At 35.7% G+C, this 26,326-nt stretch carries 30 protein-coding genes; 20 read left to right on the top strand and 10 right to left on the bottom strand.

The genetic code is table 11. The features are described 5' to 3' along the window. The first annotated feature begins 7 nt into the window (after positions 1-7). From NDQ75_RS10130 to NDQ75_RS10080, 11 genes are all read left to right on the top strand, one after another. Complete coding sequence (locus NDQ75_RS10130; RefSeq protein WP_202027362.1) at positions 8-1,168, top strand: flavohemoglobin expression-modulating QEGLA motif protein; 1,161 nt, start codon at positions 8-10, stop codon at positions 1,166-1,168. Between the two features lie 225 nt (positions 1,169-1,393). After that, positions 1,394-1,762: a hypothetical protein gene (locus NDQ75_RS10125; protein WP_207190415.1), complete on the top strand. Its 369-nt coding sequence runs from the start codon at positions 1,394-1,396 to the stop codon at positions 1,760-1,762. Then, positions 1,755-2,150: a response regulator gene (locus tag NDQ75_RS10120; protein WP_202027361.1), complete on the top strand. Its 396-nt coding sequence runs from the start codon at positions 1,755-1,757 to the stop codon at positions 2,148-2,150. Before NDQ75_RS10125 ends, NDQ75_RS10120 begins: the two co-directional genes overlap by 8 nt. A 308-nt stretch (positions 2,151-2,458) precedes the next feature. Then, positions 2,459-3,745, top strand: a complete 1,287-nt coding sequence (locus tag NDQ75_RS10115) for a carboxypeptidase-like regulatory domain-containing protein (RefSeq protein ID WP_202027360.1) — start codon at positions 2,459-2,461, stop codon at positions 3,743-3,745. 156 nt (positions 3,746-3,901) lie between these two features. Beyond that, positions 3,902-4,585: a hypothetical protein gene (locus NDQ75_RS10110; protein ID WP_202027359.1), complete on the top strand. Its 684-nt coding sequence runs from the start codon at positions 3,902-3,904 to the stop codon at positions 4,583-4,585. Between the two features lie 87 nt (positions 4,586-4,672). Next, positions 4,673-5,131, top strand: coding sequence for a universal stress protein (locus NDQ75_RS10105; protein ID WP_202027358.1), 459 nt, complete (start codon positions 4,673-4,675; stop codon positions 5,129-5,131). 74 nt (positions 5,132-5,205) lie between these two features. Beyond that, positions 5,206-5,538: an ArsR/SmtB family transcription factor gene (locus NDQ75_RS10100; RefSeq protein ID WP_202027357.1), complete on the top strand. Its 333-nt coding sequence runs from the start codon at positions 5,206-5,208 to the stop codon at positions 5,536-5,538. A gap of 53 nt (positions 5,539-5,591) precedes the next feature. Next, a complete protein-coding gene (locus NDQ75_RS10095; RefSeq protein WP_202027356.1) occupies positions 5,592-6,053 on the top strand; it encodes a DUF6428 family protein in 462 nt (153 codons plus the stop codon). Between the two features lie 298 nt (positions 6,054-6,351). Next, entirely contained in the window at positions 6,352-6,966 is a 615-nt protein-coding gene (locus NDQ75_RS10090; protein WP_202027355.1) for an arsenate-mycothiol transferase ArsC, read from the top strand. Positions 6,967-6,999: 33 nt separating this feature from the next. Then, positions 7,000-8,043, top strand: a complete 1,044-nt coding sequence (gene arsB / locus NDQ75_RS10085; RefSeq protein ID WP_202027354.1) for an ACR3 family arsenite efflux transporter — start codon at positions 7,000-7,002, stop codon at positions 8,041-8,043. A gap of 515 nt (positions 8,044-8,558) precedes the next feature. Next, entirely contained in the window at positions 8,559-9,839 is a 1,281-nt protein-coding gene (locus tag NDQ75_RS10080) for a PQQ-dependent sugar dehydrogenase (protein WP_202027353.1), read from the top strand. Between the two features lie 102 nt (positions 9,840-9,941). On the opposite strand, the gene NDQ75_RS10075 is transcribed toward NDQ75_RS10080, so the two are convergent. Continuing rightward, on the bottom strand, positions 9,942-10,775 hold the full coding sequence (locus NDQ75_RS10075; RefSeq protein WP_202027352.1) for an OmpA family protein: 834 nt from the start codon (positions 10,773-10,775) through the stop codon (positions 9,942-9,944). A gap of 240 nt (positions 10,776-11,015) precedes the next feature. Between NDQ75_RS10075 and NDQ75_RS10070 the strand changes: the two genes are divergently transcribed. Together NDQ75_RS10070 and NDQ75_RS10065 are read left to right on the top strand one after the other, a co-directional pair. Further along, the gene (locus NDQ75_RS10070) at positions 11,016-12,281 is read left to right on the top strand and encodes an MFS transporter (protein WP_202027351.1); all 1,266 of its coding nucleotides are present in this window, start codon (positions 11,016-11,018) and stop codon (positions 12,279-12,281) included. A gap of 215 nt (positions 12,282-12,496) precedes the next feature. Beyond that, positions 12,497-13,117: a fasciclin domain-containing protein gene (locus NDQ75_RS10065; RefSeq protein ID WP_202027350.1), complete on the top strand. Its 621-nt coding sequence runs from the start codon at positions 12,497-12,499 to the stop codon at positions 13,115-13,117. Between the two features lie 577 nt (positions 13,118-13,694). On the opposite strand, the gene NDQ75_RS10060 is transcribed toward NDQ75_RS10065, so the two are convergent. From NDQ75_RS10060 to NDQ75_RS10045, 4 genes are all read right to left on the bottom strand, one after another. Next, the gene (locus NDQ75_RS10060) at positions 13,695-14,177 is read right to left on the bottom strand and encodes a hypothetical protein (RefSeq protein WP_202027349.1); all 483 of its coding nucleotides are present in this window, start codon (positions 14,175-14,177) and stop codon (positions 13,695-13,697) included. Between the two features lie 409 nt (positions 14,178-14,586). After that, complete coding sequence (locus tag NDQ75_RS10055) at positions 14,587-15,399, bottom strand: hypothetical protein (RefSeq protein ID WP_202027348.1); 813 nt, start codon at positions 15,397-15,399, stop codon at positions 14,587-14,589. Beyond that, positions 15,399-15,656, bottom strand: a complete 258-nt coding sequence (locus tag NDQ75_RS10050; RefSeq protein WP_202027347.1) for a hypothetical protein — start codon at positions 15,654-15,656, stop codon at positions 15,399-15,401. Before NDQ75_RS10050 ends, NDQ75_RS10055 begins: the two co-directional genes overlap by 1 nt. 302 nt (positions 15,657-15,958) lie before the next feature. Continuing rightward, positions 15,959-16,801, bottom strand: a complete 843-nt coding sequence (locus NDQ75_RS10045; RefSeq protein WP_202027346.1) for a formate/nitrite transporter family protein — start codon at positions 16,799-16,801, stop codon at positions 15,959-15,961. A 127-nt stretch (positions 16,802-16,928) separates the two neighbouring features. Here NDQ75_RS10045 and NDQ75_RS10040 point away from each other — a divergent pair, with 127 nt between their 5' ends. Beyond that, the gene (locus tag NDQ75_RS10040; protein WP_202027345.1) at positions 16,929-18,755 is read left to right on the top strand and encodes an SLC13 family permease; all 1,827 of its coding nucleotides are present in this window, start codon (positions 16,929-16,931) and stop codon (positions 18,753-18,755) included. Between the two features lie 4 nt (positions 18,756-18,759). Here NDQ75_RS10040 and NDQ75_RS10035 read toward each other — a convergent pair whose 3' ends face one another. From NDQ75_RS10035 to NDQ75_RS10025, 3 genes are read right to left on the bottom strand one after another with little or no spacing between them, the layout of a single operon-like run. Continuing rightward, positions 18,760-19,266, bottom strand: coding sequence for a peroxiredoxin-like family protein (locus NDQ75_RS10035; protein WP_202027344.1), 507 nt, complete (start codon positions 19,264-19,266; stop codon positions 18,760-18,762). Position 19,267: 1 nt separating this feature from the next. Beyond that, positions 19,268-20,068, bottom strand: coding sequence for a DUF1206 domain-containing protein (locus NDQ75_RS10030; RefSeq protein ID WP_202027343.1), 801 nt, complete (start codon positions 20,066-20,068; stop codon positions 19,268-19,270). Between the two features lie 2 nt (positions 20,069-20,070). Further along, positions 20,071-20,214 (bottom strand): YqaE/Pmp3 family membrane protein, encoded by a 144-nt coding sequence (locus NDQ75_RS10025; protein WP_202027342.1) that lies wholly within the window; start codon positions 20,212-20,214, stop codon positions 20,071-20,073. A 151-nt stretch (positions 20,215-20,365) separates the two neighbouring features. Here NDQ75_RS10025 and NDQ75_RS10020 point away from each other — a divergent pair, with 151 nt between their 5' ends. The 5 genes from NDQ75_RS10020 to NDQ75_RS10000 all read left to right on the top strand — a co-directional run bounded on the left by NDQ75_RS10020 (position 20,366) and on the right by NDQ75_RS10000 (position 23,428). Beyond that, entirely contained in the window at positions 20,366-21,703 is a 1,338-nt protein-coding gene (locus NDQ75_RS10020; protein ID WP_202027341.1) for a dipeptidase, read from the top strand. Between the two features lie 121 nt (positions 21,704-21,824). Further along, on the top strand, positions 21,825-22,109 hold the full coding sequence (locus NDQ75_RS10015) for a DUF3817 domain-containing protein (protein WP_202027340.1): 285 nt from the start codon (positions 21,825-21,827) through the stop codon (positions 22,107-22,109). A 51-nt stretch (positions 22,110-22,160) separates the two neighbouring features. Further along, on the top strand, positions 22,161-22,460 hold the full coding sequence (gene trxA, locus NDQ75_RS10010) for a thioredoxin (RefSeq protein WP_202027339.1): 300 nt from the start codon (positions 22,161-22,163) through the stop codon (positions 22,458-22,460). A gap of 177 nt (positions 22,461-22,637) precedes the next feature. Next, positions 22,638-22,943: a ribosome hibernation-promoting factor, HPF/YfiA family gene (gene hpf, locus NDQ75_RS10005; protein ID WP_202027338.1), complete on the top strand. Its 306-nt coding sequence runs from the start codon at positions 22,638-22,640 to the stop codon at positions 22,941-22,943. Between the two features lie 83 nt (positions 22,944-23,026). Beyond that, positions 23,027-23,428: an arsenate reductase family protein gene (locus NDQ75_RS10000; RefSeq protein ID WP_202027337.1), complete on the top strand. Its 402-nt coding sequence runs from the start codon at positions 23,027-23,029 to the stop codon at positions 23,426-23,428. Between the two features lie 201 nt (positions 23,429-23,629). Here NDQ75_RS10000 and NDQ75_RS09995 read toward each other — a convergent pair whose 3' ends face one another. Next, entirely contained in the window at positions 23,630-24,274 is a 645-nt protein-coding gene (locus NDQ75_RS09995; protein WP_202027336.1) for a response regulator, read from the bottom strand. Beyond that, a complete protein-coding gene (locus tag NDQ75_RS09990; RefSeq protein ID WP_202027335.1) occupies positions 24,271-25,059 on the bottom strand; it encodes a sensor histidine kinase in 789 nt (262 codons plus the stop codon). Before NDQ75_RS09990 ends, NDQ75_RS09995 begins: the two co-directional genes overlap by 4 nt. Before the next feature lie 363 nt (positions 25,060-25,422). Between NDQ75_RS09990 and NDQ75_RS09985 the strand changes: the two genes are divergently transcribed. Then, positions 25,423-26,313 carry an alpha/beta hydrolase family protein gene (locus NDQ75_RS09985; RefSeq protein WP_202027334.1) on the top strand — a complete coding sequence of 297 codons (891 nt, stop codon included), beginning with the start codon at positions 25,423-25,425 and terminating at the stop codon, positions 26,311-26,313. Positions 26,314-26,326: the final 13 nt, after the last annotated feature.

Genomic DNA, 26,326 nt, shown 5'->3' with positions numbered 1-26,326 from the left:
TAAAGATATGAATGTTCAGGATATTGAAAAGGAACACGCGAACTTATTTGCGATTGATAAAAATCTAGACCGTTTAATAAAACGGGTGGAATTACTCAGTTATCTTAATCCTTTGAATACTGAAAAGGAAAAACAACGGTTTTTCAGCTCAAAATACACCGAAGAACCTGTTTTTAAATATCCGAAGAAAAAATTTAATGCTTTTAAGCTTCAGCGTTTATTGTTTTCGCATAAACTTGAAAAAATAGAAGACGACGATATTCGTGCTCTTTACCAAAGTATTATTTATTATTACGCCAACATGGTGCAATGCGCAGAAGCGATAGGCGAGAAAAAGAAATTTTATTATAACAGTTTACGGCTTTACGGAACACCTAAGCAAAAAGATGTAGATAACGCCCGTTTTATTTTACATATTAAGAATGAAAACGGATCTAAACCTTCTGAAAAAAAATATACATCCACCGATGCTAAAGCGTATTTTGAGGATTTTGTAGAGCGTTATAATTTCCCATTAAACATTAAACTTTCTACCAGCATTGCTGCAGATGCAATGGTTTCCAATAGTACTCAAACGCTCTTTATTAAAAAGAATGCACGCTTTAACGATAATCAATTGAAAACATTGGCCAATCACGAAATCGGGGTGCATATGGTAACCACTTTTAATGGTTTGAGTCAGCCGTTACGCATTTTCTCCAACGGCTTCCCAAAAAATGTAGAAACCCAAGAAGGATTGGCTGTTTTTAGCGAATACATGAGCGGTGCCTTAACTTTGGACAGGTTAAAAATACTTGCTTATCGGGTAATTGCTGCCGATAGCCTTATTAAAGGTTTTTCTTTTGCAGACACTTTCGATTTACTTCATGGGCAATATAAATTGGACCGCGACAAAGCTTTCATAATTACTTTAAGAATTCATCGTGGGGGAGGCTTTACGAAGGATTATTTATATTTAACCGGATTGAAAAAAATATACGAACACTACAAAAGTGGCGCATCATTATCACCAATGCTCACGGGAAAAGTTTCCATAGAATGGTTAGATTCCATACAAAAGCTTCAAAATTTGGGACTTGCAGGAACTTCAACCCATATCACCGATTCTTTTTCAGATACTAAAAATACCACTCCAGCAATTGATTTTATTCTTCAAAATTTAAGGTAGAAACAGCCGCGATTTTTCACATACAAAATTCTACCCTACACAACAAAAAGTTTTATTTGCCTACAGAAGATAATATGTTTGTTACCAGTTAAATCATAAGCGAACATTTTATTGATTTAATCACCCAAATCATGCTTTTTGAAAGAATGTATCCAGTTGGTTTTTCACAGATGACTGTAATTGGGTATGTTGGATGAATGAGAAAAACTAATAATTATTTTTTGTGTGAGAAATCAGAAAACACTTAGGCACGCAGACATTTCGAAGTTAAGAAACGAATGTCTGGGAGATCGAGAGTATCTTAATGAAATTGTAACCCTATTAAATGAAAATATTGAAGAGTTTTATGAAAATGTAGAGATCTACTTGAAAGCAAAAGATAGGTTTGCCATTTCCCGCTCTGCCCATAAAATCAAAAATGGACTGGAAATGATTCAAGCACACGGTTTGTTGGATTACCTAGATATGATACAAAAAGAATGTCAACAACTGGATACGTTTCAGAACATTCAATTTTTAATTGATTCCTTTAAAACGGAATACCGAATGGCATTCGACGAATTAAAACAACAAATAGAAAGTTTCCATGACTAAGAAAACCATTTTATTGATTGAAGAAGATAGAATGGTTTCGTCTTTAATTGGCTTTAGATTAAAGAAGGAGGGTTTTTTAGTACAAGCGTTTTCAAATGAAAAGCAAGCTGTAAATACCGCTGCTGAAAACTCTTTTGATTTGGTTGTTTACGGACTTTCATCTACTAGTTTTGAAGGTATACAGTTTATTGAAAAGGTAAAAGCTACTATTGGAATGAGTACTCCATTAATTTTGGCAACTTCCAATAAACAACAGTTGATTACTTTAAATAAGTCCCAATTACCAAATACTACAATCATACAAAAACCCATAGATCTGGATAATTTATTGACTATGTCGACCCAGATGATAGCAGAAAACCAGAATTCAAATCAGTATTTACCCTAATATCCCACGTACACCTACAAAAACACGGAGTTGACAACAAAATGTTTTAAATCTCATAAACCTAACTTACTTTTACTATGTAGTTTATTTGAAATCGCAAGCCCCAATGCAATTTAAAAATAAACATCTTAAAAGACTTGCCACAAGTCTTACCTGAATCCTACTTACTATCTCCCAGCCCAACAGGTTGGGAGTTTTTTTAACTCCCACTTAATCAATCATTCACCTCTCATTTTTAAGATTTAATTCAGAAATAAATCCATTCTTTTTTTGTATCTTTTATCGATTGAATTAAAAATTTCAGGTCTATGAAAATGATTAAAAAATGGAAGCCTGTTTTACTCGCCTTTTGTTTTCTTTTTTCAGGCGTTTCCCACATAAAAGCTCAAGAGGTATCAGTTCAGGATACCACCAGCTTTAAAGAATACAAAGGGACTGTCGTGGATAACAAAACGGGGGATGAACTTGTATTTGCAACTTTGACCGTAGAAAATACAAATATTAGCTCTGTAACCAACTCAGAAGGGGAGTTCTCTTTAAAAGTTCCCACTAAGGAATTAAAGAGCAACGTTTTGATTTCTTTTTTAGGATACAACCCTAAGAAAGTAGCATTACAGACATTAAATCAGCAAGGAAATAAAATAAAATTGACTCCTGTCTCCATTGAGTTGGCAGAAATAGATGTAAGTGCGCCCAAAGACGCTTTATCCCTTGTTTTAAGTATGTTGAAAAGGAATGGCGAAAACTATTTGAACTCACCTGTTAAAATGACTGCTTTTTACAGGGAGACCATCAAAAAGAGAAATCGAGATGCATCCTTGTCTGAAGCCGTAGCCTATATATATAAACAACCGAATTCCTCTGGAAGAAACGATATTATTGATTTGCATAAATCCAGAAAGAGCACCAATTATAACCGTTTAGATACGGTTGCTTTGAAATTGCAAGGTGGACCTTTTACTCCTTTGTTTCTAGACATTATGAAATATCCCGAGTACATTTTCACTGACGAACTCATAAAGCATTACGATTTTAGTTTCGATCCGTCTACCACTATCAACGATAAATCGGTATATGTGGTGAACTTCCAGCAGAAAGAAAATGTGATAGATCCATTGTTTTATGGGAAACTATTCATTGATGCCCAAACGCAGGCATTGGTAAGCGCAGTTTTTAAGTTGAATTTAGAAGACAGAGAGCGAGCCAGTGAGCTGTTAGTAAGACGAAAACCGACTGGTATCGATGCGTATCCTACAGAAGCTTCCTACAGGGTGGACTATAGGATCAAGAATGGTAAATGGTATTACGGCTACGGAAATGTACAATTGGCTTTTGTTGTGGATAGAAAGAGAAAGTTGTTTAATTCTAAATATTATGTGACCAGTGAAATGGCGATAACGGATTGGGTGGAGAACGGAGACCCAAAAGATGTAAAAGGAAAAGATCGTTTACGAAAATCGGTGATTATTGCCGATGAAGCCTCCGGTTTTTCCGATCCTGAATTTTGGGGAGCCTACAACGTAATCGAACCTGAGAAATCCATTGAATCGGCAATTGATAAAATCCAGAAACAACTAGAAAAAGACCAAGGGTAACCTATTTTTTTGAAAACTACCAACCAATTAGTAAGCCATTTTTTTAGTTTATAAAACTGAAAAAATGGCTTTTTTAATATCAGAAAACTTCAGAGCAAGTGTTTGGCATAAAATTAGCTACTATTTTTACAAAAAGTCGTTATATTTAACCCGGTTATGAATGTTAGCACTATGAGGTTTTTGCCTACTTTTATTTTTCTTATTTTAAGTTTTGCCTTCAGTTATTCACAACAAGGGGATTTGCAAAATTCTCCGATTAAACTGGAAGGTCTTAATGCTGTAGAACAGCCCAAGGAAGACGCTCCAGAAAAAACTCCTTTGGACATTAAAGCAGTACCCGATATGAAAGTTCCTGAAGCACCCAAAGCGCCAACAGCTAAAGATTTGGCGAACAAAGAGGTTAATATGATGGATACCAACGAAGCATTTCTAGACCCTGGTGACCGATTTAAGAAAAAACTCAACCGAGAGCTTACTGGCGAGGAAGACACAAGGGTAGGGGCTACATCAACTCAATATTTTGGCGACTTTAAAAGCAATGCCAAGTCTGTTAAAATTCTTTGCAGGGATCATCAATATGTAGACGGAGACCGCGTTAGTGTTATCGTAAACGACAAAGTTGTGGTTCCCAATGTGTTTTTGGAATCTACATTTAAAGGGTTTTATATCGACTTGCAGCCTGGTTTCAATAAAATAGAATTCAAAGCTTTAAACCAAGGATCTTCTGGCCCTAACACAGCCCAGTTTGTGGTATTTGACGATAAAGGAATGGAAATTTCATCAAATATTTGGAATCTTTCAACAGGGGTAAAAGCCTCTTTATTAATTATTAAAGAATAAAAATTACATAATTCTTAACGCACTCCGAAATAGAATTTTCCTTTGATTTAAGTATCTTTAAGTTAGAATAATAACTACCGATACACCATGAAAAAAGTATTAATAGCCATAGATTATAACCCGGCTTCCGAAGAAGTAGTGGAAAAAGGATATGAACTTGCTCAAACTTTGGGAGCAGAAGTCTGCTTGCTCCACGTAATTAGTAATTTACAATATTATGGTATTCAATACCCAACTTTTATGGGTTATGACGCTATGAATATTAATTACGACCCAAGTTTCCAGGAGGAAATGAAAAACGTGGCCAGGGAATTTTTAACAACGGCTACCGCTAATTTAGAAGATCCAAAAGTATCCTCTCACATCGCAGAAGGGGATACTGCGGATGAAATTTTGGACTACGCAGACCAATGGGGCGCCTCCCTAATTGTGATGGGGACTCATAGCCATAGTACTTTGGAAAAGATTTTAATGGGAACGGTAGCTTCATCTGTATTGGAGCAAACAAAGATTCCTGTTTTCATGGTTCCAATAAAGCCGGAATAACATTTACTTTAATTTAACACAGTTGACATTGACTGATATTTCATTTAATTGTAATATTGCAATAAATAAATGATATGGGAGTTACGAGAACCGAAATATTTACCGAAAAACAAAATGAGATTGCTAAAATAGCCAAAGTAATTGGCCATCCAGCACGTGTGGCTATTTTACAATATTTAATAAAAACCAATTCTTGTGTTTGCGGTGATCTGGTAGATGAGATAGGATTAGCCCAGCCTACTATATCTCAGCATTTAAAGGAATTAAAAAATGTAGGTGTCATAAAAGGCACTATTTCTGGAACCAGTGTTTGTTACTGTATAGATACTGAAAATTGGAACGAGTTAACATCAGGGCTTTTAGAGTTGATCAGTTTTAATGTGGCCGACAATAACAGTTGTTGCTAAAAAAAATTTATATTCATTAATCGTAATATTGCAATATTTAAATAATATAACTTATGAAATTATCAGAATTTAAAGCGAGCTTAGAAGGTCAAGAGCAAATTGCATTTCAATTACCAAATGGAAGCCTAGTGCCTAGCCATTTTCATGTAACGGAAGTAGGAGCCATTACCAAAAGATACATTGATTGCGGCGGAATCTTAAGAAACGAAGAGGTAATTAGCCTTCAACTTTGGGAAGAAAACGATTATAACCATCGCTTACACCCAGAAAAATTAATTAACATTATAGCCCTTTCCGAAGAAAAATTACAATTAGGAGATCACGAAATAGAAGTAGAATATCAAGGAGATACTATCTGTAAATATCATTTAGAATTTACTGGAGGGATTTATCAATTGGTATCTACCCAAACCGATTGCCTAGCTAAAGATAAATGTGGAATTCCACCAAAGAAAAAAGTAAAACTATCCGAATTAAATAATAACACTTGCACACCCGGTTCTGGTTGCTGCTAAAAACCAAATTCAGACAATTGAATAGGTAGTACTGATAAAAGGACCTATTTCAAAAGTATTGAAAATCGAGGAAGCAGTGTTGGCCTAAAGATAAAAAGTTGTTTGAGTGTAGCGAGTTCTTTTTATCTGTGGTGGAGGGTTCCGTAGATTTTTTTATACTTTTTAATTAAGTCTTGACTTTTTTGTTTCGTTTTTGTGTCAAGACAAAAATGAAAAAACGGTTTATTCATTTACATCCGATGAACAACACTTTACTTATTGAATACTAAATCAATTTTTAAATAAAAAATAATATTGTATGAACACAAAAATTACCGAAACTATCACAGCTATTTCTACTGAAAACATTTCAAAAGAAAGAAAAGAAACACTTAAATCTTTAATTGAGTATATAAAACCTAAACTTTTTGAAAATAAGGGTGTTAGAATAAATTTTATCTGTACACATAATTCTAGAAGAAGTCATTTATCACAAGTTTGGGCGCAAACAATGGCACATCATTTTGGACTTTCCAATGTTACTTGTTTTTCGGGTGGTACCGAAAGCACTGCCATGTTTCCAATGGTTGCCGAAACGCTAAAAAAGGATGGATTCACAATAGAAACTATTTCAGATTCAAATAATCCTATTTATGCCATTAAGTTTGATGCTAACGAGCATCCGATAATTGGGTTTTCTAAGAGATTTGATGACGCCTTCAATCCGGAATCCAGCTTTGCAGCGATTATGACCTGTTCTCAAGCAGATGCTGGTTGTCCATTTATTCCAGGAGCCGAAAAAAGAATTCCGATAACGTACGAAGATCCAAAGTTATTTGATGGAACTCCTGAGCAAGAAGAGAAGTACTTGGAAAGAAGCCGACAAATAGCCTCGGAAATGCTATATGTATTCTCCGAAGTAACAAAAAACTAATGTTTTAATTCATTTTTCAAATATTCAATCTAAATGACTAAAGTGAAAACAAAGAAAAAATTAAGCTTTTTAGATAAAAACTTAACCCTTTGGATATTCATTGCCATGGGCATTGGCGTTGCCTTGGGTTATTTTTTTCCAAGCATTCCAGACGTTATCAATAGTTATAGCAAAGGAGCTACAAATATTCCAATTGCAATCGGACTCATACTAATGATGTATCCGCCATTGGCTAAAGTAAATTACGCCTTGTTGCCGAAAGTATTTAAAGATGTAAAAACGTTAAGCATATCGCTGATTTTAAACTGGATAGTCGGTCCGTTTCTCATGTTTTTCTTAGCTATTATCTTCTTGCACGATTATCCTGAATATATGGTCGGACTCATACTTATTGGTTTGGCGCGTTGTATTGCAATGGTTATTGTTTGGAACGATTTGGCTGAAGGAAGCAACGAATATGCGGCAGGTTTAGTGGCTTTAAACAGTATCTTTCAAGTATTTGGATATAGTTTCTATGCTTGGTTGTTTATCACAAAGCTTCCTCCCTTATTCGGTTTTGATGGTGCCATTGTAGATATTTCCATAGCCACAATTGCAGAAAGTGTATTCATTTATTTAGGAATACCTTTTATCATGGGCTTTTTAAGCCGATTGATTCTGGTAAAATTAAAAGGGGAGGAGTGGTACAACAATCAGTTTTTACCGTTTATATCACCTATTACTTTGATAGCATTATTGTTTACTATTGTAGTTATGTTCTCGTTAAAAGGGGAGCTCATTGTTCAAATCCCGATGGATGTCGTGCTTATTGCTATTCCATTGCTTATTTATTTCACCATAATGTTCTTTATTGGTTTCTTTATGAGCAAGGCAAAAGGTATTGATTACGACAAGAATGCGGCGATCGCTTTTACGGCAGCTGGGAACAACTTTGAATTGGCCATAGCAGTCGCTATTGCGGTATTCGGACTCAATTCTGGGCAAGCCTTTACGGGTGTTATTGGTCCTCTTGTAGAAGTACCAGCCTTAATTTTATTGGTTAGGGTTTCTTTTTGGTTGCGTAAAAAATATTATTAATAAGACCCAAACCGCAAAAGCTAAGAATATACGATTTATGAATTCCGACTTATGAATTAAATGTTTCAACTAGAGGTGGGCTTCGACATACTGAAGCTACGTTTAGCACAAGCGCTTAGCTTGACAACAAGGTTTTTAAGAACAATTTAATTATTAATTACTCAATTCTATGAGTAACTGTAAGGTTTCAAAAGATTTTACATTGTTGAAGATTTTTTTGGCCTGTCTAGAAAAATATTAAAAATCAAGGAAGCAGTGTTGGTAAATGATAAAAATCTGTTTGAGACCGACGTTAGGAAGGGCGAGTTATTTTTATCAGTGGTTGAGGGTTCCGTAGCGTTTTCTCATATTTTTATAGCAAGCCTAGATTTTTTTGGTTCGTTTTTTCATCAATGGAAAAAATGAACAAATAGCCAGTAGGCACAAAAGTTAAATTAATACTAATTACTACTTTCAGTTTCTAACATTCATATTTAACTGTAAATTAGGGTTTCCAATTAAAAAAGTATTAACAGATGAAACGCACACTATTATTGATGTCATTATCGGTTTTGGCATTCAGTTGTAAAACCAACACAGATAAAAAAGAAACTTCGGAAGTTGCTGAAGAAGCTCCTAAAGATAGCATAACCACCGTTGAAACCGCTGTAGGGACGCTGGAATTGCCTGCGCCGTTTTCTACGCAACCAACATCCAAACCGAGTAAAGTGGTGGGGTGGCCAGAGGATACTATGCCCGAAGCGCCTGAAGGTTTCACCGTTAGCCGTTTTGCAGACGAGTTAAAGCACCCACGATGGACGTACGTTGCGCCAAACGGAGATTATTTTATTGCTGAATCCAATTCCAGTGAAAGCGCCAATCAAATTACGTTGCTTAGGGACACCAATGGCGATGAAAAAATTGATGAGCGCCATGTTTTCTTGAAAGACTTAAATAAAAACTTCGGAATGCTAATTATTGGTGAGAACTTTTACGTAGCCAATACCGACGGTTTATATAGATACCCTTACAAACAGGGAATGACAAAAATCACCGCAAAAGGGGAGAAGTTGGTAGATTTACCTGCTGGTGGCTACAATAACCACTGGACACGTAATATTATTACCAACGAAGCTCAGGACAAAATTTATATTTCCGTAGGTTCTGCTAGTAATGTTGGGGAGCACGGTATGGATGTTGAAGAGCGTCGAGCTGCTATCCTTGTAGTAAACCTGGACGGAAGCGGAGAAGAAATCTATGCAAGCGGACTAAGAAATCCGGTTGGGATGGACTGGAACCCAGCTACGGGACAACTTTGGACAGCAGTTAACGAAAGGGACGCTTTAGGAGATAATTTAGTGCCAGATTATATTACAAGTGTACAAAAAGGAGGATGGTACGGTTGGCCTTACAGCTATTATGGGGAGATAAAAGACCCTCGTTGGGAAGAAGACCCACATCCAGATATGGTGGCTAAAACCATTATTCCAGATGTACCTACAGGAAGCCATACTGCTACCTTGGGATTAACTTTTTACACGGAAAATCAATTCCCAGAAAAGTACCAAAACGGCGCATTTATTGGTCAGCACGGGTCTTGGAACCGAGCGAATTTTGCTGGATATAAAGTTTCTTTTGTTCCATTTAATGAAGGAAAACCACAAAAACCACAAGACTTTTTAACTGGTTTTATTAAAAGCGATGAAGAAGGCCAAGTATATGGTCGTCCGGTTTGTGTAGCGGTAACGCCACAAGGTTCACTATTAGTAAATGATGATGATACCGGAATTATTTGGAAAGTAAGTGCAACTAAATAGCACAAGTTAACTATCCACATAAAAAAACGCCTTACCGAAAATCAATCGGTAAGGCGTTTTTACATTAAGGGTTGCTATTGTGTGTTAATCTAGCGCTTTTTGTTATTCGTTAGAAGCCATCAAAGCAAAGAATTTGTTGATGTTCGGTAGAATAACTATTCTAGTTCTTCTGTTTTTTGCTCTACCTTCTTTGGAATCGTTCTCTACCAATGGTTGGTAGCTACTTCTTCCTGAAGCAATTAGCTTTTCAGGAGCAACATTAAAATCGTTTTGTAATTTACGTACTACGGAAGTGGCTCTTAAAACACTTAAATCCCAGTTATCCGCTACTTTTTCGTTGTGGATGCTTCTTGGGTCTGTATGCCCTTCAACCATTACTTCAATACTTGGTTCAGAATTAATAACATCTGCCAGTTTTTGAAGAATATCATTCGCTTTGTTGCTAACTCTGTAACTTGCTGTGTTGAAAAGAAGTTTATCAGAAATAGAAATCATAACTACGGTTTCATCAATATCAATGGCAATATCTTCGTCTTCGTTAAGACTGCTGTTGTTCATTGATTTTTGAAGGTTATAAGATACCGCCAAATTCATAGAATCCTTTAGTGTTTTCGCTTCGCTTAGCAAGACAGGGTCTACATTTTCCAATGTTTTGCGCATACCTTCTTTGGTGTCTTCAGAAATAACAGCCACATCATCCACAGTAACCATCATACTGTTGTTTTCTTCTGTTAAGCTGTTTATCTTGCCGTTGTATTCATCTACACGCTCTTGAATAGCAGCAAATTTGCTTTCCAATTCTTCATTTTCTACTTGCGATTTTTGTAGTTGACTTTGTAATTCCCCTTTTTCCTGTTCTAGTTGAACGTATTTCTTTTTCGATACACAAGACGCTAACAATGCCATTGTGAATACGGTTATTACTGTTTTTTTCATAATGATATTTTAAGTGATTTGTATATATCTACGGATGCTTTTTTGATATAGATTTTCAGAAAATGTTAAAATATTTGTAATTAATCCGACAAAACATTCACTTAATCGATGTTTTAAAGAGTGTTTTAAATGAAAATCAGCGGTTTATATAAACGCGTTTAAATCCTTCGGAAGAATAAAAAATTTATCATATATACGTACCTTTGAAGGGTAGTACCCATAAATTCGAAAGTAAAAACCTTGAAAAAAAACGACCCTTACGCAGCACTTCGGTTTAGAGAATTCAATATATTTTTAATAGTACGCTTCGCCATGGTTTTTGCATGGTCTATGCAATTTGTAGTTATAGAGTGGGAGGTGTATAGTATCACCAAAGACCCACTTTCACTGGGCATCATAGGGTTAATGGAGGTAATCCCGGCAGTTTCCCTGGCGTTATTTGCAGGGCACGTGGTAGACCAAAAAGAAAAGCGCAATTTATTGATTAAGTGTATAATAGGTTTCTCGGTAATAAGTTTAGGACTGTTTCTACTTACTTGGCCCAAAATAATTGCGAATTGGTCCACCAATGTAGTATTATATTGTATTTACTTCTTGGTCTTTTTGGGTGGGATTGTCCGTGCGTTTTTAGGGCCTACTATATTTTCCCTTTTCTCCTTAATCGTTCCTAAAAAAGTGTACCCCAACGCGGCTACTTGGAGCAGTTCGGTTTGGCAAATGGGTGCAGTACTTGGGCCGGCATTGGCGGGTTTTAGTATAAATTGGATTGGCGTACACTGGTCTATGTGCCTTATTTTCGGTTTTTCTTTAATAGCATTTATCAACTTATTGCAAATCCCCGTGAAACCTATTTTGAATCCGAAAATCGGGGAAAATGTTTTTAAAAGCCTACGTGAGGGGGTAAAATTTGTTTTCAGTACCAAGATAATTTTAGGAGCACTTACATTGGATATGATTGCTGTACTTTTTGGTGGGGCAGTGGCACTACTCCCAGTTTTCGCTCAGGATATTCTGCACGTTGGCTCCCAGGGATTTGGTATTTTACGGGCCGCACCGGCAGTTGGCGCATTGATTACCATGTTTACATCGGCTTATTTTCCTTTGAATAAAAGCGCCGGAATGAAGTTATTGGCCGCCATTTTCGGATTCGGGGTGTGTATTATTGTATTCGGACTCTCAAAATTCTTTTGGCTTTCGGTGCTAGCCTTGTTCTTTAGCGGCGTGTTTGATGGTATTTCCATGATTATCCGCCAAACCATTCTTCAATTACGAACCCCAGACGAAATGAGAGGACGTGTGGCATCCGTTAATTCTATGTTTGTAGGCTCTTCTAACGAGCTGGGTGCTTTTGAAAGCGGACTCACAGCCCGATTAATGGGTACTGTAACAGCGGTTGTCTTTGGCGGTACCATGACGCTTATAACAGTCGTTACCACAGGTATTATCTCCCCAGCGTTTAGAAAACTAGACCTTCGGAAGGATATAGAGGAGCACGAGAAGGAGTAGGAGACTGCTAAAAGTTGACACTTCTTTTATAAATTCTCTCTACTTATACTTTATTACTCTGAAAACCAAAAGATTACTATTCGTTTCTTTTTATTGAAAGAAATTCATTCCATTTGTTAGTTATTATATTGTTTAACATAAATTATAAAAACATTAAACAAAATTGTGATTAAGTTATGACTAATAACAACTACATTTGAAAAAAACATAAAGCTATGAAAATCAGAAAAATAACAATTGCATGCGTAGCCGGAGCACTTATACTAGCTTCATGCGCAGACGGAAAGAAAAAAGAAAAAGAATCCAATGCGAAAGCTGAAGATTCCATTACAGCCATGTCAGATTCCAATGAAACCACTAAAATGGAAAGTATGGAAAAAGACATCGATCAAACCGCTACCATTGTTGGCGTTGCCGGTACCGATGAGAATTTTTCCACATTGGTAACTGCTGTAAAAGCAGCTGGTTTGGTAGAAACCTTGAATGGAGAAGGACCCTTTACGGTTTTTGCACCCACAAACGCTGCTTTTGAAAAACTACCCAAAGGAACGGTTGAAGGATTGTTGGCACCTAACAAGAAAGCCGACTTATCCAAAATTTTGACCTATCACGTAGTTCCAGGAAAAGTAGACGCTGAGACCCTTACCGAAGCCATTACCAGTAATAACGGTAAGTATATGGTAGAAACGGTACAAGGTGGAAAATTAACTGCTACGTTGGCTGACGGACAAGTAAAATTAGAAGATGCCAAGGGCAATATGGCCACTGTGGTACAAGCCGATGTAAAAGCATCCAACGGAATTATCCATGCCATCGATGCTGTGGTAATGCCGTAAAGAGAAAAATAATAGAATACTAAAAAAGCTGCGTTCCCGCAGCTTTTTTTATTGTATCAACATTCGAAAAACTAGAAACTTCAAACAAGAAATTCCCTAAGTTTCCACCTTCTAGCATCCAGCTTCAGCATTTATGCAATATTCTCAATAAAGCAATCCAAAACAACCACCCCGATAGGTTATAACACATATCTCGATACGTGTACAACCCCAACGGACACGTTCACTAACGTATCCATCGCATTAAATTAATGTTCTTTTCACGTCTTTAACCTATTTTTTGAGGTTAATTATAGAAATCGACACGTCCTACAACCTATATTTTTAGGTTAAAGAATCCAATCTTGAGGTTTAAAAGGGCGAAATTGAGGTAAATTAGATCGAGATTTAGGTTTAGTAACCTAAAAACTTCATTAAAATAATCCGTTCGATAGGTCTTACAACCTAAAAATATGATTAAAAGACGTTAAGCGACCACTTATAGAACCTAGAATTTGCATTCTTTAAGGTAATTGGTAGTCTTTAGAACCAAAAAGCCCCATAATATTATGGGGCTTTTTAGGTGAAGGAACATTATTTAGTTACCAACAGGCTCTTGTCCTGTTGTATCGTTTTTGGACCGAGTAAAAAACTGTTTTAATTCTGAGACCTTTTTATTAAATCCGCTTTCTTTAGCATTTCTTTTGTACTGCGCATAGCTATAATCAATTAAAGAGTCCTGAAAATTATCAAAGTCATGCAACGTCTTAGTGCTTTTAAACTGATATAAAATCCTTTCCAAGGACTCAATTTGATTTTCCAAAAATGTCCGCATGGTGTAGTCTTTATCAAATTCCATCCAATCCACTTCTGGAGCGCTTAGTTCTGGGTTTTCCAATCTGAAAGCATGAACTTTGTTTACAAAAAGCTTATTACTCTCGTTGATGGAACCATACTTTTGGCGTTCCTTTTCATTAAGCGCAACCACTTTATTTTTTATCAGCGCTTCAATTTGTTTAATACTTTCAGCAATGGCTTGCTTGTCTTCATCGGAAAATAAACTACTAATTAAATTTTTCATGTCTACAATGTTTTAGTTTGAGTGTACAAGAAAGAAAAGATTAATTCCCAAGACGCTGTTAATCATCATTCTATAAAAGAAAAGATATTTGTAAGAGGGGAGTGAGGGTGGTTGGGTTTTTGGGTGTGTTTGTTACAGATTTTTAAATGTATTGGTATGAAGAACACCGAAAATGATTATAAAAAAGAATGAATAGAGAGTCTAGAGCAAGCCCGAGTATAATTGGAGAAGGGCAATACTATAAGCAGGGCTGTAATGCGTAGAATGATGAGGGAACAGATGGAAGGTTACAGATAAATCTTCATGTAGTTCTTAAAACGGTAAGCATCATAGAAATACTAAAACTCCAATTAATAACTTAATACTCATGTTTTTTATTCTAACTAGACAATTTAAATGTTTGATATAATTATTTATTAGATATTTTATCAATAAAATTAGAAACGAAATTATCGATGTTATTGTTTATAAAGTCTTGTATGCCATCCTTTGATAAAAAATCAATTAAATAATTATCACTATATTTTTTTGAGTTTATTTGCCTAGTAAATGCAACATGTTTAGTTTTAATTAATTCATGCTGAGGACTATTAGCATGAATTTTATACAATCTCGAGAGTAAAACAATGATAGGGAAATATATATAATAATGTTTTACTGCGATTTTTCTATCAGCTTCTTTTTGAAACTCTAAGCATTTTATAATAGGATATAGGAGGCTATCATATATTCCTTTATGGTCTGCCTGAAGATTACTACTTCCGTTGCCTACAATTTTACAAAATTGAACAGCTTTATTAAGTTGAACAGTATAGGGGTATATTGATCTTATATCTAGATAATCAAACCCATTCAACATTCTATATCTATTACCTTCCAAATTTTCCTTGTAAGAATTGGGAAAAATAAAGTTTGGAGGAATATATTGACTATCAACTTTACCTTTCTTTCTTTCAATAAAAACATATGGATTCTTATTATTTTTACATTCTGCTAAAACTCTTACATGTATACATAAATTATTTTGACTTTCATTATTATATGATTTATATCCAATAAAATCCATTTCTCTGGAAACTTGATTATCTAAGTCTTGAAAAGCCGAATTAGTTCGAATATGAAAACCATTGTTTTCAAAAATAGTTGCTATTTCTTGTTCAAATAAATATCCTGAATCCTTTACTGCTTTTAAAATCTCATCTTCACTAGGAATATATGCCATTACAATTTGAATTTCATTTTCTTGAAAGCATTATTTAGTTGCTTTTTAGTATCGTCTAAAACTTGCCTTTGTAGTTGTTCCATTGCAGAGTCAACGTTTGGTTTATTAAGCTCCAGCAGTTCATTGTACCCTCCATTGTATTCTATTTCGCAATTTAGACATTTAACCCACGTTTTATCTTCACTAAAGTCAAATTCAGTTCCTGAACATGAAACGCATTGCAGTTTAATTTTTCTGTTATAGTTATCTTTAATCATTTTTTACCAATAGTTTATAGTTTATTTATAATTACAAAAATATAAATTGTAAATAAGTAATGTTAATAAAATTTTTAATGGTTATTAACATTATAAACAAACTTATTAACCAGATAGTCAGTTACTTTCATGCATCTAACATCACCATAACGCTTAATTAATTATTTATATAATTTACTACACGTTAAAAACAAGTTGTATTTGACTCATAATTTACATTATGTAAAATAGAATATTTCAAAACCTCCCTCTTTCTATAAAAAGTCCAATATGTTGTATTATGTATCAGCCTATTTGCTCGGCTATACATTGAATACAAATGCTCTATACTTTAGCAAGGCTACAAAGATTGCTCCACCCATGGCGTTTCCGGTTAATGCCAGACTTTGAAATGTTAGATAATCCGTTAGCATAATAGTTGGCGAACTTAACATGCCTGCAAATACTTCTATATTTCCAATAATACTATGGTGCAATCCCGTAAATGCCATTAATGCGGTAATCATATAAATAATAACAATTCGGCTTACCGTATCTTTAGATGATGTTATTAACCATGACAGCAACCCCATTAACCAACCGGCCAATACTGCACTTACTACAATAACCAGCGGACTAAAATGTGTTACGTGTTCGGCAATTTTTGTGATTGTTTGTTCGGTGAAAATCCCCAATTCGGGGCCTATCCATCGTAAAACCAACGCTATAAGCCACCCTCCTAGTAAATTTCCTAGAATTACCAGTCCCCAAAGACGTAATAAACTACCTACGGAATGTTTTTTGTTCAGCACGGGCAAAGTCAATAAAGAGGTTTGCTCTGTAAACAAGATGGATTGTCCTAAAACCACCATAATAAACCCCAATGGATATACCAATGCCATGAGTTTAAACAAGGTGTCTTCGGCTACTTTTCCTTCAAAATAAAAAAATACCGAGCAAATCATTAAATAGCTAAATCCTATTTCCAAGCCCGCCGTTAAAGAACTCAGTAATATACTGCTGGTGCTTCGTTTGTAAACCTCGTTTCCTTCACAAATCTGTTCTTTTAAAATTTCCCCGTGACTCTTGGCAGCGGTTTCATTGGATTTTTGGGACTTATCCAGTTCTTTATCAATATCTTGTAGTTTTTTCTCCTCTTTATCCATATATTGTTTTTAAACGAAGCGTACCAAATTAAGCGATTAATTTAATCCTATCCAATAATTTACAATTTTGTTGTATACAACCAATTGGTATTTCAAATATCTTTAATTAAAATAACAAACAACCTTTATGTCGGTAGAAATTATATATGTGTTTGCTGTACTCGCTTTGGTGATTATATTTTTTGCTTTTGAAGTATTCCCGGTAGATAAAATTGCCTTTTTCATTATTGTAAGCTTGTTGTTATTTGGGGTAGTTTCTCCCGAAGAAGCCATTAGCGGTTTCTCTAATACGGCTACCATTACGGTACTCTGCCTCATGATTATAGCCATTGCTTTGGAACAGAATGGCATTATCAATTTATTGGCTAACGGACTCAAAAAGTTGAAAATACTCCCTATACTCCTGCTTATTCCGGCTTTTATGCTTATTTCGGGGACTATTTCAGCATTTATTAGCACTACTGCAGTGGTGATTGTTTTTATTAAAATCCTCACGGAACTATCCATAAAATTCAATATTCCCCGTTCTAAACTACTGTTACCCATTTCTTTTGCTGGGATTCTTGGTGGTAGTTGTACACTTATGGGAACATCTACAAACTTGATTGTGAACTCTGTAGCAAATGAATTTGGTGCTGAACGTTTTACGTTTTTCGAATTCTCCCTGTACGGACTTATTTTTCTTGGTATTGGGATTGTATTTATAACGCTAACTTCCTTTTTACTCCCATGGGATACCAATAATAATTTGGATAAGGAGTATGAATTGGATCAGTACTTAACGAGTATTGAATTTACGGACGAATCTGAGTTTATCGGAAAAAAAATAATGGAAACGCCTTTATATCAAGACACTGGCATTACCTTGTTGAAACTTACCAGGGATGGGATTTCCAATAAGTCGCCTGGAAAATACATAACGCTTAAAAAAGGAGATAAGCTCCTACTCTATTGCGATATGGAAAGTTTGGTTCGGATAAAAGAAATGAAAGGGGTTATTCTTAACAATTACCATGTTGATGACAATCGTGTAGATGAATCTGAAGAAGAAATAAATGAATTTGATGCTGAAAAAAATACCATTGTAGAGCTTTTGATGCTTCCAGGAGCGCCATTGCTAAAACGCTCTATTGACGAACTGAAAGATAAAAGAATCAATGGGGCATTGCCACTGGCTGTTAAAAGGCGTCGAAATATCAAAAATGTAAAAGATAAGCTGCTACATACCAGCATAGACAAAATTAAATTAAAAGTGGGCGACCGCTTGTTAGTTGAAGTTCCCAAGGATAAAATAGATGAGTTCTCTACCATAGAAAATATGGCGGTACTTAAGGAACACACCTCTCTTTCCTTGGTGTCACCCGTAAAAAAGACCCTCACTTTTGTAATTTTACTGGCTGTAATTGGGCTCGCGGCGTCTGGTATGTTATCTATTTTAGCAAGTTCCCTAACAGGAGTTTTGCTGTTATTAATGTTTAACTGTATTGAACTTAGTAAAGTATATCAAAACATTAACTGGGAGATTATATTTCTGTTAGCAGGAATGATTCCCTTGGGGGTGGCCATGCACAATAGTGGCGCCGACGTTTGGGTTTCTTCGCAATTACTGGAATTAATGTCTGGTAAACAGCCAACCATAACCATCGGTATTATATTTTTGTTTACAATGGTTATGAGTGGTATTGTTTCTAATAATGCTACCGCGATTATTATGACTCCCATTGCTATTTCCATAGCTTCTGCGAGTAATTTGCCCTTAAAACCTTTTATTCTGGCCGTCTTGTTTTCGGCTAATTTTAGTTTTTTCACACCCCTAGGTTATCAAACCAATACGCTCATTTACGGATTGGGAATCTATAAATTCAAACATTTTTTAATTATAGGTGGGATGTTGTCCATTATTTTATGGATTACCGCTTCCCTCCTGCTTGGTCAAATGCTTCCGAAAACGTAAAGAACTATTCAACACCTCTTGGCGGATAATCTTTCTTTTTCACGAAGTCGATAGCGTCTAAAATGTCATCAAAATCTGGTCTCGCGAAAGGCATGGATTGCACGGAACATGCATACAACGTTTGGTCTGGTTTTACTAAAAACAACCCAGGTTCAAAGAACGTTTCGGGCTCTTTATCTGCTATAGCAGAAGAAATATAAAGTCCCCATTTTCGGGCTTCCTCTTTACTTAGTCCATAACCAAGCGGGAGTGTTGAAATATCCCACTCATCCGCGGTTTTTTGCGCCAATTCTTTTGTGTTAGCACTAATGGCAATAACGTTCACGCCTCTTTCTTCAAAATCGTCTAGTTTAGATGTTAACTCTTCCAAATAGATTTTACAAACAGGACAATGCAAGCCCCGGTAAAAGACGAGCATGGTAAAGCTTTCCGGCTTTTGGGAAGACAATTCCCATTTGGTGTCATTTATTAAATCTACTGAAAGATTAGGTACTTTATCTAATGGTTTCATATTAATTATTTTTAATGTTAATAGGTCTGTATTTTGCCTTTACAAACATGAATATTCCGTAGGCTAACAATCCAATAGCTACCAAGGCCATAATCAAACTTCCAAAGTTGGACTGCAACACTTGAAAAGCCTCTTCCTTCCCTCCTGCCTGATTGGAATTGTTGTACCAAGCAGCTTTAAAAATTAGGTAAGAAACTATTATAATTACGATTCCCCTTGCGGTATAGCCAACTTTTCCAGCATTTAAAATTACTTTTTGCGCTTTGCTATCCAATCCGGCGTGTTCAATTTCGTCCCTATATTTTCCAGAATAGGCTTTATACAATTGGTAAATTGCTTTTCCTAAAAAGCAACATCCCACAATGGTTACCAATATTTGACCTAAAGGTTTATCCAATAAAAATTGAAGCATTGATTCTTTTCCTCCACCTCCACTACCGGAAGATAATCCCGAAATAATTCTTTTAACGGCGGCATAAGCCAAAACAGCATAAAAAGCGCCACTGGACAGATATGCCAGTCGGTTTACGATACCCTTTAAATCTTTTCCGTGATTTTCAGGATCCATGATTGCCTGATAGCACCGCCAAAGCACAAAACAAATTAGTCCTAATGCTAAAATTCCAAGAACCACCCTACCAAAAGGTTGCTTTGCTACATAATCCAATACGCCAGAGCTACCTGCTTTTTGTCCAGTAACTCCAACTACAGAAAGGGCGGTAATACCACCAATTAAGGAATAAACAACTCCTTTGGTAGCAATACCCAACCTTGCAATATTTTCTTTTTTCTTATCGTCCATAATTAGTTTACAATAAAAGCATGAATAACTCCTGGCAACCAACCTATTAAGGTTAACAGTAAACTAATTAGAAATGTTTGTCCGAATCCGTGGTTTAAATACACGGATAATGGGGGTAATAAAATATTTAAAATAACTGTAAGCATAATATTGATTTTTAAATGGTTATAACCCTAACTTACTAGATTATGGGAAGAAAATCATTTAAATTGATCGGTTTAACAGATATTTGTATGTAAGTCTTAAAATATTGAAAATAGATTTTAATGCTTATTGAAATTGTTTAATTACACTATTATGAAGAACACCATATTTGTTATTGCATTACTTGTAATTCTTGCTTCCTGCAAAGAAAAAACAGAACAACAACCGGCAGAACATGCCTTAACGGAAGATGAAATACACGCAAAGGCTATTCAGATTCAAAAGAATATTATAACGTTGGACACACATTGTGATATCAATGTGGCTAATTTTACAGATTCCATTAACTATACGCAAAATCTAGAAACCCAAATTACCTTGCCGAAAATGAAAGAAGGTGGACTGGACGTCGCTTGGTTGGTGGTGTACACAGGACAAGACTCATTGAATGAAGAGGGTTATGCCAAGGCCTATGAAAATGCCGTTTCAAAGTTTGAAGCGATTCGCAAGCTTTGTGAAGATATTGCTCCTGCTGAAGTGGAATTGGCTTTAAATTCTGAAGATGTTAGAGCCATTCATGCAAAAGGCAAAAAGGTAATCATGATTGGTATTGAAAACGGCTATCCTATAGGAAAAGAAGTTGCCAATGTGAAGAAGTTTTATGACATGGGCGGTCGTTACATGTCCTTGGCACATCAAGGACACAGTCAGTTATCCGATTCCAATACGGGTGAAAAAGATAGTGTTTGGTTGCACAATGGTTTAAGCGAATTGGGCAAACAAGTTATAAAGGAAATGAACCGCTACGGAATGATGATAGACATTTCACATCCTTCCAAAGAAGCCATTAAACAGATGATAGCCTTGAGTGAAGCACCTGTAATTGCTTCCCACTCCTCTGCCCGAGCATTGAGTAACCACAACAGGAATTTGGATGACGAGCAGTTACAATGGGTTAAAGATAATGGCGGCGTGGTACAAGCGGTTGCATTTGCGCCCTATGTAAATATTGAAAAAGATAGCCTATTCGACTTAGAAGTGGATAAAGTGCTTCAGGCGGAAGCCAAAAAGCATGACTTTAAAATATTGGAGCGTGAAGCTATTAGAAGTATTTCGGAAGATGAAAGGGACACGTATTACAAGGAGTACCGAACAATCAGAAATGCTGTGACTCCAAAATTGGACTCTATTTCGAAAGTTAAAGATCCAGTAAACGTTGCTGATTTTGTAGACCATATAGATTATTTAGTTGAAAAACTTGGCATTGACCAAGTTGGGATAAGCTCCGATTTTGATGGAGGCGGTGGTATTTATGGTTGGAATGATGCCTCTGAAACGCTGAATGTCACCAAAGAATTGGTGCGTAGAGGCTATTCACAAAATGAAATTGAAAAGCTATGGAGCGGAAATTTATTACGCGTAATGGATGAAGTACAAGCCATCGCAAAACAAATTCAGTTGAAAGAAGAACAAGCTACGACAACAGAATAGGTATTCAGAAATAAATTGTGATTTACGGTAAGTGCTTAGTGCATGAAAATTAAATAACCTTTAACAATTGAAAGCGCCGAAACTGTCTTCGGTGCTTTATTTTTGTGGGAAAACGTAGAGAATGACGCTTAAGAATTTTAGACTCATCAGTATATTAGAAGGTATTTCGTATTTATTATTGTTTGGTGTTACCATGCCATTAAAGTATTTGATGGATTTTCATGGTCCGAATAAAATTGTAGGAATGCTTCACGGAATCCTGTTTATCGCTTATGTAATCATGGCTTTCGTGTTTTACAAACGATTAAATTGGTCTTTAAAAACCTTATTTATTGTATTGTTGTGTTCTATAATTCCATTCGGTACATTTTGGATGGAACGAAAATACCTTCAGCCAATAAACTGAAAGATTTTTACGAAATATACGACCAATTGTACCCTTAAATAAATTTTAGAAATGAAAAGTAGTTTTAAAGATATAGTAGACGTGAATAAACCTGTGTTAATTGATTTTTATGCAGACTGGTGCGGTCCTTGCCAAACCATGATGCCAATTCTTGATGAAGTAAAACAAAGCATGGGTGATAAAATTAATATCATAAAAGTTAACGTAGATAAGAATCAAGAACTGGCCGGAAGGTTTCAAGTTCGCGGGGTTCCCACTTTTATGATTTTCAAAAATGGAGCTTCGTTATGGCGCCAGTCTGGGGTAATTCCTAAAAATGACCTCGTTAAAAAATTAACAGAATATCTGTAATTCTGGTCGGTTTTATTCGTTTCCAACACACACCAAATTAACTATTTACCAACAAGCAATCATAAATTCTTATTAAACCAATAAATTTGCTTTATCAGCATTGTTAATTTTAGTAATTTTAAAAGGAACCTATCACTGAATGATTAACCGCAGTAAGTGATATAAAACTAATTAACTATGCAGATAAATTTTGAATATGACAATGTTGCGGCCAGTAGCCGTTTAGAAGAAATGGCGACCAAGAGAATTAATAAATTGGTTGATAAATATGACTTTATCGTGCGGGCTGATGTATTTTTTAAAACTGAAAATACCTCTTCCAAAGATACCGGGAGAATTTGCAACATCCGTTTAAGCGTTCCAGGACCAAGACTTTTCGCCGAAGCTTCTCACGAGAAATTTGAAATGTCTATAGCTGAAGCGTATAACGATTTGGATAAACAGTTGAGAAAGAAAAAGGAAAAAATGAAGGCGAAACAATAGTCTTTATATAAAACAAAGCACTATCTTTAAGATACTTACATTTTAAAGGTAGTGCTTTAAAAATAATTATAGCCGTGGAAGAAATGAGTATTTTAGCAACAAACGATAGACAAATAACTTTTATATTCAATCCTAGTACGAAACTAGGAAGAGAATGCCAAGCATACGTAGCCTCCTCTGATGCCAAAATTTTGGCCATCGATCTTACTAAAACCAAAATTGCAGATACTGAATGGGTAGAAATTGCGGAGAGGCTTGGAAGAACAGTACCAGAACTAATTCCAACCGATCATCCAGCATTTACCAATACTTATGGGGAAAATGTAAAATTGGATGACGACGATGCTCTAAAGGTCCTTAACAAAAATCCGGAGACTTTGGTTTATCCAATTGCCATTCGAGGTGAAAAAGCAGTGATGGCACATTCTTTTTCAGACATTCTAAAACTGATAAAACCCGACTCATCGGACGTAAAAATCCCTTGATTTGTTCGATTGTTGAGTGGCAAAGCTGCAAAGGGACAGAGAGGCAAAGTTTTTCTATATTTAATACCTGTTGTTTGTTTATTGTGAGCAGTAAGCTTTACGCAATAGGACGTGTTTGTTAATTGGGTTTTCTTCTGCCAAAAACCAGAAACTTTTCAAACTTCTAACATCCAGCCTCTGTCTTCTAGCTTAAAGCAAAAATCACATTTCAACCATTTTATTTTTAATTCCGTAAAGCACGAGTCCGATTCTGCTGCGTACTTCCAGTTTATCGAAAAGACTTTCACGGTAACCGTCGATTGTTTTTGGGGAAAGACACATTTCGGCAGCAATTTCCTTGTAAGTCATTTCTGTACAGGCCAATTTTAGAAACTCTACCTCGCGCTCTTTCAATTTAACTTCGTTTGGATCAGTTTCTTTTTTATCGATATTATCCAGCAGTTTATTAGTAATTCTGTCGGAATAATAAAAACCTTTATGAATAACGTCGTCCAGTGCATTCTGAAAAATCTCGGGGTGAATATCTTTCAGTAAATATCCTTTCGCCCCCATCCGAAGCATTTTTATAATGGTTTCCTCGCTATCGTCCATGGAAAGGGCGATTACCTTTTGTTGCGGATGATTTTCCTTCAGCCACTCCATGGTTTCAATACCATTCATCAACGGCATATTTATATCCATTAGGACAATATCTGGTAACGAATGTTTCTCTAGTTCTTCAATAAAATTCTTACCATTGGTGGCATTAAAAATTACTTTGTAATTATCAAAAGAGTCAACTAAAGAGATTAAAGATTTAGCAAAAAGGGAGTGGTCGTCTACAATGGCTATTGAATACTTCTTCATGTTTTCTTACGCTTGGTTGGATACCGTAAAGTTACTGAAACTCCTTCATCTTTTTGGGTTTTAATAGAAAAATCTGCTCCTATTAGTTCGGCCCTTTTTCGCATGTTCATAAGTCCGGTGCCTTCATTTTCCGAAGCAGCGTCGAAACCCACACCATTATCGGTTGCGCTTACGAATAATTCTGAATCTGAATACTTTAGCAAAATTTTCAACACGGAAGCTTTTGAGTATTTAACCACATTGGAAAAACACTCTTGGTAAATTCTAAAAATGATGATTTCATCCTTTTTATCAATGTTATAAGGCTCCCCCTCTACTTCGTATTCGATATTCAAAAAATTAAGCCTTTTAAAACGATTTATTTCATTCTCAATGGACTCTTGTAGTCCTATTTTAGAAACAAAATCAGTATTCAATGTATGGGAAAGTTGGCGCAGTTCTTTTAGTCCCTGACCCAAAACATTGGAAGCCTCTTCAAAACCTTTTCGTTTTTCCTCCGGAAGATCATATTGAAGCATATTTAGCTGCATTTTAGCCACTGATAGCAGCTGACCAATATTATCGTGCAACTCCCAACTTATATTCTTAAAAGTTTGTTCTTGAATCTCTGTTTGCGCTTTGGAAAGTTCAAGTTCGAACTTTCGCAGCTGATCTGCTTTTTCTATGAGGAGTTCTGTTTTTCTACGCTGATAGGCTAGAAAGAAGGTTACTACAAACACGATAAGTATTACAATAAGCACACTTACGTAAATGATAAGACTAATAACCTCTTTTTCGTTCTCCATGAAATAGGAATAAATCATCCGAAATTTACTGTAAAATTTTTTAATGCCATGTAAAAACATAGCAGGTTAATAGACTATTTTAAGATTTACTACAAATTAGAGTGAACAAAGAAATTTTAAAAGGGTATTTTTCCCTTTTTGTGGACTACTGTTAACTTGTTGAGTCGTAAAGTTGGTAGCTTTTCGAGCACGTTTTAAAGCCCAAACGGGGTATAATCGTACCTAAAAAGTTGGTTTTAGCACCTAGACAGAGTGCTGTTAAGGGGTAAGTGATGGTTGTATTCTAAGTAAATTATAGGTAGTTTTATAAAACTTTACTAGCTCAATTTAATTAGTAGACTGAACTAACATTCAAACACCACAATGATTCAAATTAAATTCACCAAAATAGCTAAGAGCATTCTAATAGTTTTCTTATTTGTTACTCAATTTTATCAAGGAAATGCTCAATCTTTTGATCCCATTAAATCTGAAGAAATTACGTTTGTGAGTGAAGGAGTTACGCTTGCAGGAACAATTTACAGTCCAAAAAAACCACATTCGTCTTTAGTTATCGTTCATGGTTCTGGTCAAGAACCACGAATGGACGAATTTGCCAAACTTTTAGCCAGTAATGGAATCTGTGTACTAACGTATGATAAGCGTGGGGTTGGAAAATCTGGAGGAATATATGCAGGTCCCGAAGTTGGTACAAATAATATAGATTCTAATAACCTTAATTTACTGGCAAACGATGCCAATGCGGCTGTTAAACTACTTCAACGTCGGAACAAAAATACACCTATTGGTTTACTCGGTTTTAGTCAAGCCGGTTGGATAATCTCAATAGCTGCAAGTAAAAATCCTTTAATAGAATTCATGATTTTATTTAGCTGTCCTACCATCACTACCCTGGAACAACTTCGCTTTCAATTTTATACCGATGGAAGAACTGATTTTTGGAAGACCCACACCGAAGAGGATGCACGGGAACATATTAAAAACGACCCCGATAAATATCAGTTTACAGCTACTGATCCAAAAATTTTACTCAATAGGCTTTCCATACCCGGACTTTGGCTATTTGGTGAAAAGGATATACAAATTCCTGTAAAGTTATGTATAGAACAGCTCAATGCATTTAAAGCTAACGGGAAACCATTTGAATATTCTCTTTTTCCAAGTTTAGGCCACAACACTGCTTTTTCTGAAAACACCACGCCAGTTGAAATAGCTTTAGAATGGATAAAGCAAAAAGTAGCTGTGAAAAATTAAGACCATAAACGGG

It is taken from the genome of Galbibacter mesophilus (assembly GCF_023721415.1).
Taxonomy (GTDB): domain Bacteria; phylum Bacteroidota; class Bacteroidia; order Flavobacteriales; family Flavobacteriaceae; genus Galbibacter; species Galbibacter mesophilus.
This window is presented reverse-complemented; position numbering and strand designations above follow the sequence as displayed.